This is a genomic window from Halomonas sp. GXIMD04776 (assembly GCF_049808615.1).
Lineage (GTDB): Bacteria > Pseudomonadota > Gammaproteobacteria > Pseudomonadales > Halomonadaceae > Modicisalibacter.
Map to the genome: position 1 here is coordinate 18,198 of NZ_JBNCAN010000035.1, position 11,429 is coordinate 29,626.

Genomic DNA, 11,429 nt, shown 5'->3' on the forward strand with positions numbered 1-11,429 from the left:
CATGTCAGACGATACTAAAAATGAACTGAAGAGCCTGAGCCGCCGCCACTTCCTGCGCAACACCGGCGTTGCGGGTGTGGCCGGTGCTGGACTGGCCGGTGGCTTCGGCAGCGCTGCGGCGCTTCTGCAAAGCCAGAAAGCGCGGGCCGCCAGCGAAAGTGGCGAGGTCGCCATAGCCCCGGGGGAGCTCGATGAATATTATGGCTTCTGGAGCGGTGGCCACTCCGGCGAGGTGCGCATCCTGGGCGTTCCCTCCATGCGCGAGTTGATGCGCATTCCGGTGTTCAACATCGACAGCGCCACCGGCTGGGGCATCACCAATGAATCCAAGCATATCCTCGGCGAGTCGGCGAAGTTTCTCAACGGCGACGCCCATCACCCGCACATCTCCATGACCGACGGTCGCTACGACGGCAAGTACCTGTTCATCAACGACAAGGCCAATACCCGGGTAGCCCGCATCCGTCTGGACATCATGAAGACGGACAAGATCACCACCATTCCCAACGTCCAGGCGATTCACGGGCTGCGCCTGCAGAAGGTGCCGCATACCAAGTACGTGTTCGCCAACGCCGAGTACTTCATTCCCCATCCCAACGATGGGCAGAACATGGAAGACCTCGAGAACCACTACACCATGTTCAACGCCCTCGACGCGGAAAGCATGGACGTGGCCTGGCAGGTGATCGTCGACGGCAACCTGGACAACACCGACGCGGACTACACCGGCCGCTTCGTCGCCTCGACCTGCTACAACTCGGAGAAGGCCGCCGACCTGGCAGGCACCATGCGCGAGGAGCGCGACTGGGCGGTGGTCTTCGATGTGGAGGCCATCGAAAAGGCGGTGGAAGCCGGTGACTACAAGACCCTGGGCGACTCCAAGGTACCGGTGGTGGACGGCCGTCATGGCTCCAAGCTGACCCGTTATATCCCGGTACCCAAGAACCCCCACGGCCTGAACACATCGCCCGACGGCAAGTACTTCATCGCCAACGGCAAGCTCTCCCCCACCTGCTCGATCATCGCCATCGACAAGCTGCCAGACGTGTTCGCCGACAAGATCGAGCCGCGGGACGCCGTGGTCGGTGAACCGGAGCTGGGCCTGGGGCCGCTACACACCACCTTCGATGGCCGGGGCAATGCCTATACCACCTTGTTCATCGATAGTCAGGTGGCGAAGTGGAACATCGAGGATGCCATCCGCAGCTACAACGGGGATGAGGTCAACTATCTGCGTCAGAAGATCGATGTGCATTATCAGCCCGGCCATAACCACGCCAGCCTGACCGAGACCCGGGACGCGGACGGCAAGTGGCTGGTGGTACTCTCCAAGTTCTCCAAGGATCGCTTCCTGCCGGTGGGTCCGCTGCGCCCGGAGAACGATCAGCTGATCGACATCTCCGGTGAGGAGATGAAGCTGGTGCACGATGGCCCGACCTACGCCGAGCCTCACGACTGCATTCTGGTGCGGGCCGACCAGATCAGCCCGCGCAAACTGTGGGACCGTAATGATCCTTTCTTTGCGGTCACTCGGGAGCGAGCCGAGAAAGACGGTATTGAACTGACAGCGGACAACAAGGTCATCCGCGATGGTAACAAGGTGCGGGTCTACATGACCTCGGTGGCGCCGCAGTTCAACCTCACCGAGTTCAAGGTCAAGCAGGGCGACGAAGTCACCGTGACCGTGACCAACCTGGACCAGATCGAGGATCTGACCCACGGTTTCTGCATGGTCAACCACGGCGTGTCCATGGAGATCTCACCGCAGCAGACCGCGAGCGTGACCTTCACTGCGGACAAGCCCGGGGTGCATTGGTACTACTGCAACTGGTTCTGTCATGCGATGCATATGGAGATGACGGGGCGGATGCTCGTAGAGCCTGCCTAAAGGAAACCGGTTGGAGCACGCCTCGACGCCAGGTTGACTCGAGGCTGCTCCGCCGACAGGCCGTCGAGGAGGCGCTGTGAACCCATCCCTGGGCGCTACTTTTGCCATCCATGGCAAAAGACCTCCTCTTTGGCCTGTCCCCGGCGCCTCTCGTCATTCCTACTTGCGCCTATATCTTATACTCCCCCTCTACTTGTTTCACCGGCCCAGGAACGCCATGCGCTACCTTTTTTGGGTTCTCCTATTTTTCAGCTTCCCCGTTCCAAGCTGGGCGGCGGAGTACCGGGCCACGCCCGACAAGCCTCTGCAGGCGCAGATCGAACGCACCCAAAGCGGGGATCGTCTGATGCTCGCGCCCGGGCGCTATACCGGGTCGATAACCATCGACCATCCATTGAAAATTCACGGCGCTGGCCAGGCGATAATCGACGGCCAGGCCCAGGGCCATGCGGTCACCATCGATGCCCCCAAGGTGACCCTCGAGGGCCTCGAAATCGTCAACTGGGGCAGGAATCTCACCGATCTCGATGCCGGTGTCTTCGTCACCGAAAACGCGACCGACAGCGTTATCCGCAATAATCGACTCGAGGGTCCGGGCTTTGGTATCTGGCTGGGTGCGGTCAGCGGCGTCCAGGTCGTCGACAACATCATTCGCGGCGATACCAAGATACGCTCTCAGGATCGCGGTAACGGCGTGCACCTGTTCAACGTGCGCGACGTACTGGTCGAGGGCAACGACATCGCTCACACTCGCGATGGCATCTACATCGACAACAGCAGCCAAAGCTTTCTGAACCGCAATGAGCTGCATGATCTTCGTTACGGCATTCACTACATGTATGCCTATGACAACCATTTGGAAGACAACCTGACTCACGATACCCGCACCGGTTACGCGCTGATGCAGTCCAAGCGCCTGACGGTGCTGAACAACCGTTCCGTCAACGACGAAAACTACGGCATCCTGATGAACAACATCACCGGCTCACGGCTCCAAGGCAACCGCATCGAGGGCATTCGCCAGCCGGTGAACGCCCGGGGCGAGGGCAAGATCAGCGGCGGCGACGGCAAGGCGATCTTCGTCTACAACTCCCAGTTCAACGAGTTTCTCGGCAACCGTTTCGCCAACAGCGATATCGGCATCCATTTGACCGCCGGCTCCGAGGACAACGTCGTGCTCGGCAACGCCTTCATCGACAATCGTCAGCAGGTCAAGTATGTGGCCACCCGCTCCCAGGAATGGTCGAAAGACGATAGCGGCAACTATTGGAGCGACTATCTGGGCTGGGATCTGGACAACGACAGCATCGGCGATACCGCCTACGAGCCCAATGACGCCATGGACCGCCTGCTATGGCGCTATCCGGCCGCGCGTTTGCTGATGAACAGTCCGGCGGTATTGGCGTTGCGCTGGGTACAGCAGCAATTCCCGGTCTTCAAGGCCGAGGGCGTGAAGGACAGCGCACCGCTGATGACCGATCCCACCCGCGACGAGGCGGACACATGAACGATATCATCACCTTTGACGGCGTGACCAAGCGTCACGACGACGTCACCAGCCTCAAAGATCTTCACCTTGGCGTGCATCAAGGTGAAGTGCTGGCGCTACTCGGTCATAACGGCGCCGGCAAGACCACTGCCATGAAGCTGATCCTCGGGCTAATCGCTCCGAGCGAAGGCGAACTGAGGGTATTCGGAGCAGCACCTCACGGTCCCGAGGCAGACCGCCTGCGCCGGCGTCTGGGCTTTCTGCCTGAAAACGTCGGCTTTTACGATCAATTGAGCGGCCGCGAGGTGCTCGACTACTTCGCCAAGCTCAAGCGCGTCGACCGACGCCAGATCGATGATCGGCTCGAACAGGTCGGCCTGGGGGATGCCTCCCGGCGTCGCGTCAAGACCTACTCCAAGGGCATGCGCCAGCGCCTGGGGCTGGCCCAGGCACTGCTCGGGGAGCCGCAGCTCCTGCTGCTCGACGAGCCCACCACCGGCCTCGACCCCGCCGCGACCCGGGACTTCTACACCACGGTCAAGACCCTTCGAGACCAGGGCTGCACGGTACTGCTATCGTCTCATGTCTTGCCAGGGGTCGAACCCTACATCGACCGCGCCTTGATTCTCGGCGCCGGTCGTCGTCTGGCCCTGGGCAGCCTCGACGAGTTGCGCAGTCAAGCGGCACTTCCACTGACCATTCGCGCCAAGGGGGACTGGTCGATGAACACCCCGCCGGCAGACCTGCCTGCTCACGATATGCGACGCCTCAACGGCCATGCCTGCGAGTTTCACGTGCACCCGGCAAACAAGATGCAGGTCTTGAGGCGCTTGACCACTACGCCCGGCATCGAGGACATCGAGCTGCTGCCGCCCAGTCTGGAGCATCTCTATACCCATTTTTCCGCTACCGAATCGACACGAGGTCTGTCATGAGCGCGGTGTTGAGTGTCGCCCGCAAGGAGTTCCAGGACGGTCTGCGCAACCGCTGGGTACTGGCCATCGCGCTGGTGCTGGCGCTGATGGCGGTGGGCATCGCCTACTTCGGTGCCGCCGCCAGCGGGGGGCTCGGCTTCACGTCCCTAGCCACCACCGTGGTCAGCCTGTCGACCCTGGCGGTATTCCTGATTCCATTGATCGCCCTGCTGCTGGCCTATGATGCCATCGTCGGTGAGCAGGAGGCCGGCACCCTGCTGCTGTTGCTCACCTATCCTCTGAGTCGCTCGGCGCTGCTGCTGGGCAAGTTCCTCGGTCACGGGCTCATCCTTGCCGTCGCCACCGCCCTGGGCTTCGGTATTGCCGGCATCGCCATCGCCCTCGGCGCCCCGGACGTCGATCTGCTGGCCCTTGCCGGCAGCATCGGCTTGCTGATCCTCAGCAGCGTGCTGCTGGGCTGGGTGTTCATCGCCTTCGCCTATCTGATCAGCGTATGGGTCGCGGAAAAGGCCCGGGCCGCGGGGCTCGCCCTGATCGTCTGGTTCCTGTTCGTGCTGGTTTTCGATCTGGCCCTGTTGGCGCTATTGGTAGGCGCCCGACACGGCGGCGACTGGCTGCCCTATCTGCTGCTCTTGAACCCTACGGACTGCTTCCGATTGATCAACCTGGCGGGTATCGAAGCCGCTCAAGCCTATTCCGGCCTGACCGCACTGGCTCGGGAGAATGCCTTCCAGCCCGGCTGGCTGATGTTGATCTTGCTGGGCTGGATCGTGGTACCCCTGGGCCTGGCGCTGCTGCGCTTTCGTCACCGCTCCGTTTAATCGATCGAGGATACCATCATGCAACACCGTTACTCGTTACCTTCACTGCTGCTCGTCCTCGTCTTCGTCTTCACCCTGGCAGGATGCGATCAGGAACCGGAGCAATCCGCCCTGGCCTCACCCCAACCCATCACCGATGGCGATGCCTGCCATGTATGCGGCATGACCATCACCAACTTTCCCGGCCCCAAGGGGCAGGCCTTCATGAAGAACGATTCCGAGGCCCTGAAATTCTGCTCGACCATGGATCTCTTTGCCTTTCTCAAGCAGCCGGAGAACGAGACGCAGATCAGCCATGCCTACGTACACGACATCGGTAAGACGACCTGGGAAGCCCCTGCTGACGATGCCTATATCCGCGCCGTCGATGCCTGGTATGTGGTCGGTCACGACCAGCCCGGCGCCATGGGTCACACCCTCGCCTCCTTCGCTGAACAGGACCAGGCCGAGAAATTCAGCAAGGAACATGGCGGCGAGATCATCCGCTTCGAGGATGTGGACCTGGAACTGCTGGGCAAACTGGGACGGGGAGAATTACATTGATTGGTGTGGAGATGGTTGGCCACCAAGATCAACTAGAGAGTGCATGGCATGACTACTTCTCCTAAGCATGTGACGTTCAACGCCGACAGCTTCTGGGTCGAACTCAGCGACGGCCGCACGATAGGCGTACCTCTGGCGTGGTACCCACGCCTGCTCAATGCCACCCAAGCGCAGCTTGAGGCCTATGAGCTGAGCCCGCGAGGCATCCACTGGGATGCCTTGGATGAGGATATCTCTATCGAGGGACTGCTGGCGGGCCGAGGTGACATGACCCGACGTCGCCGACATGCCGCTTAAATGCAGGCGCTATATCTACGCGACCCTACCCTACCACCAGAACCAGCCGTGGCTCCCCGCCACAGCACCGGCCACCGTCACGAGACTGATAGTTAACAATCCCCAGTGAAGCCGCTGTATCACTCGAAAGGTCGAGTGTGGTGCTCGAGTGGCTCGTTCGTGAAACCAGCGGTGCAGGAACAAGGGTTCGAACACGAAGAGCATCAGGGTGAACACCAGCCACACCGCGATCATCGCGTGTGTCCACCAGTAGTGTACCGAAAGCAGGCGCTGCCAGCCCAGTAGATGCAGCATGTAGAAGCCGCTGGCGCCGGCCAGTAATGTGGTAATTCGCGACTGCCAGGCGAAGCGCGCCTCCACCTTTTCGAAGAAGGCAACGGCTTCCGAAGGGTCCTTGAAACGCCTGACTGCCGGCAGTAGCACCGTGGTGACCATGGCAACGCCCCCTATCCATAGCACCACCGCCAATACATGCACGACCCGCGCCAAGGTGAGTTCCGTCAGCATCGCTTGCTATCACATCCTTCCAGCAGATTCACACTGTGCGCGAGAAGCGCCGCTCTCGAGAATCCGCGACGATGTAGGCATCGAAGGCCATGGCCACGTTACGCATCATCAGACGTCCTTGCGGGTGCAGCACCAAGGCGTCTTTCTCGATGGTGATCAGCTTGTCGGCCATCAATTCATCCAGGGAGGCCAAGGCATCGGCAAAATAGTCCTGGAAATGAATGCCGTGGGCGGACTCGATATCGGCGAAGTCGACACTTCCATGACACATCAACTGGTGGATGACGTCGCGGCGCAGATGATCGTCCGCATTGAGCCGATAGCCACGCTGAATGGGCAGTTGGCCTCTATCGAGACACGCGTAGTACTCCGACAGCACCTTGGCGTTCTGGCTATAGGTATCGCCGACCTTGGCGATGGCGGAGACGCCCAGGCCGATCAGGTCGCAGTCGGCATGGGTGGAATAGCCCTGAAAATTGCGCTGCAGGGTGCCGTTGTCCCGAGCTCGGACGAGTTCGTCGTCGGGTAGCGCAAAGTGATCCATGCCAATGTAGACATAGCCCGCCGCCTGCAGGTGGCCGATTGTCAGTTCCAACAACTCCAGTTTGCGCTCCGGAGGCGGCATGTCTTCCGGGCGGATCAAACGCTGAGCGCGAAAGGTTTCGGGCAGGTGAGCATAGCTGTAGGTCGCCACCCGATCCGGTCGCATGGCGACGATCTTGTCCAGGGTCGTCGTGAAGCTTTCGACGGTCTGCAGCGGTAAACCGTAGATCAGATCGACGCTGATGGAGTCGAAGCCCGCCTCCCGGGCCGCCTCGATCAGCTCCAGGACCTGCTGCTCGCTCTGGACACGATTGACCGCCGCCTGTACGTCGTGATCGAAATCCTGGACGCCCAGGCTCAGACGGTTGAAGCCAAGGGCGTGAAGTTCATGTATCTGCTGTGGCGAGACGGTGCGTGGATCCACTTCCAGGGAGAATTCACGCTTCTCTCCCCGCTCCAGAGTGAAGGCTTCGTCGAGAGTATCCATCAGCTCGGCCATCTGAGCGTTGGTGAGATAGGTTGGCGTACCGCCCCCCAGATGCAGTTGAGTCAACTTGCGGGACGTATCGAACAGCTCGGCCTGCATGGCGATCTCTCGCTTGAGATACTCGAGATACTCCACCGCCTTGTCGGTCTTGTGGGTGATGATCTTGTTGCAGGCACAGTAGTAGCACAGGCTCTTGCAGAACGGGATGTGGATGTAGACCGAGAGTGGTTTAGGAGATGCGTCGGCGTTGCTGCGCTTCACCGCATCCCGATAATCATCCAAGGCAAAGGCGGCGTTGAAGCGCGGTGCCGTGGGATAGGACGTGTAGCGCGGCCCCGGTCGGTCATACTTTTCGACCAGGGTGCGGTCGAAGGTCAAATCATTTGGTTTCACGATCTCTCCACAGTCTCCAAGAATCCAGTGGCCACAAGCTCAATGAAAGCTAACCGCATCGCCCTTGCGATCGAAGGCCAGGAAATTGTCGATGGTCCCCTGCTGCAGCGATTCCACCATGCGCTGCAGGGGCTGCTCCGCCTCGTCGCTGCTGGGCGGCTGACGGCCATCACCGGCCAGGGCGGCGGCAAAGACGATGTCCCACTCGACTTCGGTACGTCGTGACTCCTCGACCAGCGCCGCCATGTCACTCAGTTCGTCGAGAGTCTTGTCGACGCACAGCACCGGTGCCAGCACACCGCCCTGCCCTTGCTCGAAGCGCTCGCGCTGGGCCGCGTCGGGATGATCCGGCAACTCGGCGCGGGCGAATACGAACAGCAGGCGCTGTGGTTCCGGCTGTCGGCGCGCCTCGTCCAGCAGATCGGCAAAACAGGCAATGGACACAAGGACCTCCTTACAATGACAACAGCAATATCCAGAATTTTGTTTACCCGAAAGTTCATACTCGATGAACTTCGCGATACCGGGCTGCTTGGCGTTTCATACCACCGCGGATGGCTCTGCATAAGCACTGAATGGCCAATAACCAAGCCAGGCTCCAGGCGAGGGCGGCACCCCACAGCAGCACCAGATGAAGCGATACCACATGCGGTGCAGCAAGCCGCAACAGCGTCGCCAGGGCAATCAACACGGTGAATACCGGAATCCGCCATTCGCGAACAAGATCCGCCGTATCGCGCCCACCGCTCTGCAGGATGGTGGAGCGCATCATGATAACACCCGTGAACGTCCCCAGCGCCCCCAACGTGATGACATGGATCAAGCCTGAGGTCATCTGCTGCTGCCACTGAGCGACACCGTGGCTCACAAGCCCAACCACCAGCCAACCATACCCGGCGCCTAGACAAAGCAGATCCGGTCGCTTCCTGCACCACCACAAACGCCAGCGTAGCAGACGTACGAGCGCCACCATTCCCGCCGCGATGAGCATCAAGCCCGCCCAGTTGCGACTAGCCGGCCAGCTCATCAAGGCGATGGCCAGGATCATGCTCAGAATCAATAGCCCTTCGATCCGCGGCTGGACGCGCGCGTCCAGGACCTTGCCCAAACGCTGGCAATGTCCCGCCATTGCCGGGGCAATCACCCGCCCTCCCATGAACAGCATCAGCAGCGCCAGCAGCAGTACGGCCTGATACACCAGGGCGTGTTGCAGTAGCGGTGCCTTGTCCGCATGAATCAGCCAGAACAGGATCGATGCGAGCAGGCAGATCAGTAATAGAAGCGGGCTCAATAGGCGATTACGCCATTTCTTGGCGGAACGAAAACGCGGCACGAGATGAAATGCCAAAGCGAGCGCAAATAGGGTACCGATCAACGGTGGCCAGAGGCTGGCCGGTGCCAGTAGATACCCGAGGCGCGCCCCGAACCATAACCCGAACAGCACCAGCAGACGCCGAGGACTCAAGGGTCCCAGCAGGTATCCCGCGATCACGGCCAGGGCAAAGCCGAACAGCAGCTCCCGCGCATGGCCAAGGCCGTCGCTGATACCCGGCAGCAGCATGGGGCGGTAGAACATGGCCCATAGCGACAAAGGCACCAGCACTGCTGCATACAGACCCGCCGCAGGGAAGAACAGGAGCTTCGCCGGCACCTTGCGTTGATTGCTCACAAAGGCCCTGCGCTTGTGCACTTTATACCCGCCAATTAATATACATAGGGAATGCATCTTATATGGCCAATCGCGCTCAGAAAAGTCCGCCATGGAACAATGCATCCTTTGGCTCGTCTGATTTATCAGCAGAGCGCATTAGTTGGAAGCGGTTTTGAGGCCGTCCGTTGCACCCTGACACGCCCAACGTCGCGCCTTTACTGAGCGGCAAGGGAGTCCACGCTCGCAAGGATTACTACATGCATATCACCCGCTATACCGACTACTCACTGCGCGTGCTGCTCTACGTGGCGCTCAAGGGAGAGGAGCGCTCAACCATCAGTGAAATCGCCGAGCGCTACGACATTTCCCGCAACCATCTGATGAAGGTGGTGCAGGAACTCAACCACAAGGGCTATCTGCAGGCGATTCGAGGCAAGTACGGTGGCCTGTTGCTGAAACGACGCGCTGAGGACATCAATATCGGAGCGCTGGTCCGAGACACCGAACAGGACCTGGCCCTGGTGGAATGCTTTGGTGATAATAACCAGTGCATCATCACGCCTGCCTGCCGTATCAAATCAGTACTCTTCGAGGCGCTAGAGGCTTTTTTCCGTGTGCTCGATAGCTATACTCTCGCCGATATGCTGGGGCCGGACCCGCAAACGCGTACCGAACTGATCAAGCTATTGCAGCTTCATAACTCGCCTTGCGAGACACCGCTCGTCAACTCCTGAATCTGTCGCGTATATCCTTTGCTTCCCAGTGCGGGAAGTATTTGCGAATCAAGCCATTGAGCTCGAGTTCAAATCCCTGCCAATCGATTGTGTGGGCCAGCGTCGTATCACATCTGGATTCCCCTGCACCCCGCATCATCCCCGCCCCTACGGTCACGTTGCTTAGCCGGTCGATGACGATGAAGCTGCCGGTGCCCGGGCTACGGTGATAGTCGTCCACCGGCAACGGCGCGGTGAGCTCTAACCGGCAACGACCGATGGCGTTCAGGCCCAGATGATCGGCGTTCCTATGCGCCAGCGTATTGACATCGATCTGGTAGTCGATGGCACTCACCTGCCCCACCGCTTCCCGGGTTCCCAGCTTGATGTCGTAATGCCTGCCGATTGCCAGCGGTATCTCATGCATCCAGACGATATCCGCCTCGAAAGTATCCGACAGTGCCACTTCCTCGGCCTCACCCACCAGCAAATCGCCTCGGGAAACATCGATCTCGTCGTTCAAGGTGACGGTGATCGCCTGGCCCGGAGTGGCCAGTTCCAGATCGCCATCGAAGGTGACGATGCGCTCGATGGTGCTGACGTTGCCTGACGGCAGTACCTTGACCGCCTGCCCTGGACCCAGCGTGCCGGCGGCCAGGGTGCCGCAGTAGCCACGAAAATCGAGATGCGGGCGGTTGACGTACTGCACCGGCAAGCGCACATCCGATGAATTCTGATCCGGGGTAATTTCGATTCTCTCGAGCAGTTCAAGCAGCGCCGGGCCAGCATACCAATGGATATGCTGACTCCTGTCGACCACGTTATCCCCCTGTAGCGCCGAGATCGGAACGCAGCGAATATCCTGTACGGCGAGCTTTTCCGCGAAGGCGCGGTAATCGGCGACGATCTCGTCGAAGCGCGCCTGGGAGAAATCGACCAGATCCATCTTGTTGACCGCGATCACCAGGTGCTGGATGCCCAGCAGATCGGCGATGAAGCTATGCCGCCGGGTCTGGGTCTGCACCCCGTAGCGCGCATCGATGAGGATCACCGCGAGGCTCGCGGTGGAGGCGCCGGTGGCCATGTTGCGGGTGTACTGCTCGTGGCCCGGGGTGTCGGCGATGATGAACTTGCGCTTGTCCGTGGAGAAATAGCGGTAGGC

General features: G+C 60.2%; 12 protein-coding genes. 7 read left to right on the forward strand and 5 right to left on the reverse strand.

The genetic code is table 11. The features are described from left to right. Position 1 precedes the first annotated feature (1 nt). The 6 genes from nosZ to ACPF7Z_RS18405 all read left to right on the forward strand — a co-directional run bounded on the left by nosZ (position 2) and on the right by ACPF7Z_RS18405 (position 5,973). A complete protein-coding gene (nosZ, locus tag ACPF7Z_RS18380) occupies positions 2-1,888 on the forward strand; it encodes a TAT-dependent nitrous-oxide reductase (RefSeq protein ID WP_425194695.1) in 1,887 nt (628 codons plus the stop codon). A 217-nt stretch (positions 1,889-2,105) separates the two neighbouring features. Further along, on the forward strand, positions 2,106-3,395 hold the full coding sequence (locus ACPF7Z_RS18385; protein WP_425194696.1) for a nitrous oxide reductase family maturation protein NosD: 1,290 nt from the start codon (positions 2,106-2,108) through the stop codon (positions 3,393-3,395). Next, positions 3,392-4,312 (forward strand): ABC transporter ATP-binding protein, encoded by a 921-nt coding sequence (locus tag ACPF7Z_RS18390; RefSeq protein ID WP_425194697.1) that lies wholly within the window; start codon positions 3,392-3,394, stop codon positions 4,310-4,312. The genes ACPF7Z_RS18385 and ACPF7Z_RS18390 overlap by 4 nt, the downstream gene beginning before the upstream one ends. Continuing rightward, positions 4,309-5,133 carry an ABC transporter permease gene (locus tag ACPF7Z_RS18395; protein WP_425194698.1) on the forward strand — a complete coding sequence of 275 codons (825 nt, stop codon included), beginning with the start codon at positions 4,309-4,311 and terminating at the stop codon, positions 5,131-5,133. The genes ACPF7Z_RS18390 and ACPF7Z_RS18395 overlap by 4 nt, the downstream gene beginning before the upstream one ends. An 18-nt stretch (positions 5,134-5,151) precedes the next feature. Beyond that, positions 5,152-5,676: a nitrous oxide reductase accessory protein NosL gene (locus tag ACPF7Z_RS18400; RefSeq protein WP_425194699.1), complete on the forward strand. Its 525-nt coding sequence runs from the start codon at positions 5,152-5,154 to the stop codon at positions 5,674-5,676. A 48-nt stretch (positions 5,677-5,724) separates the two neighbouring features. Continuing rightward, positions 5,725-5,973: a DUF2442 domain-containing protein gene (locus ACPF7Z_RS18405; RefSeq protein ID WP_425194700.1), complete on the forward strand. Its 249-nt coding sequence runs from the start codon at positions 5,725-5,727 to the stop codon at positions 5,971-5,973. Between the two features lie 30 nt (positions 5,974-6,003). Here the strand turns inward: ACPF7Z_RS18405 and ACPF7Z_RS18410 are convergent, their stop codons facing one another. From ACPF7Z_RS18410 to ACPF7Z_RS18425, 4 genes are read right to left on the reverse strand one after another with little or no spacing between them, the layout of a single operon-like run. Then, on the reverse strand, positions 6,004-6,480 hold the full coding sequence (locus ACPF7Z_RS18410) for a hypothetical protein (RefSeq protein WP_425194701.1): 477 nt from the start codon (positions 6,478-6,480) through the stop codon (positions 6,004-6,006). Between the two features lie 28 nt (positions 6,481-6,508). After that, positions 6,509-7,903 carry an oxygen-independent coproporphyrinogen III oxidase gene (gene hemN, locus ACPF7Z_RS18415; protein ID WP_425194702.1) on the reverse strand — a complete coding sequence of 465 codons (1,395 nt, stop codon included), beginning with the start codon at positions 7,901-7,903 and terminating at the stop codon, positions 6,509-6,511. A gap of 39 nt (positions 7,904-7,942) precedes the next feature. Beyond that, positions 7,943-8,347, reverse strand: a complete 405-nt coding sequence (locus tag ACPF7Z_RS18420) for a ribonucleotide reductase subunit alpha (protein WP_425194703.1) — start codon at positions 8,345-8,347, stop codon at positions 7,943-7,945. 55 nt (positions 8,348-8,402) lie between these two features. Beyond that, positions 8,403-9,572: an NnrS family protein gene (locus tag ACPF7Z_RS18425; RefSeq protein WP_425194704.1), complete on the reverse strand. Its 1,170-nt coding sequence runs from the start codon at positions 9,570-9,572 to the stop codon at positions 8,403-8,405. Positions 9,573-9,811: 239 nt separating this feature from the next. On the opposite strand from ACPF7Z_RS18425, the gene ACPF7Z_RS18430 reads away from it, so the two are divergent. Continuing rightward, positions 9,812-10,288 (forward strand): RrF2 family transcriptional regulator, encoded by a 477-nt coding sequence (locus tag ACPF7Z_RS18430; RefSeq protein ID WP_425194705.1) that lies wholly within the window; start codon positions 9,812-9,814, stop codon positions 10,286-10,288. Here the strand turns inward: ACPF7Z_RS18430 and ACPF7Z_RS18435 are convergent. Continuing rightward, on the reverse strand, positions 10,278-11,429 hold a 1,152-nt coding region (locus ACPF7Z_RS18435), incomplete at its 5' end, for a GTP-binding protein (protein WP_425194706.1). The two genes, ACPF7Z_RS18430 and ACPF7Z_RS18435, sit on opposite strands and share 11 nt — an antisense overlap.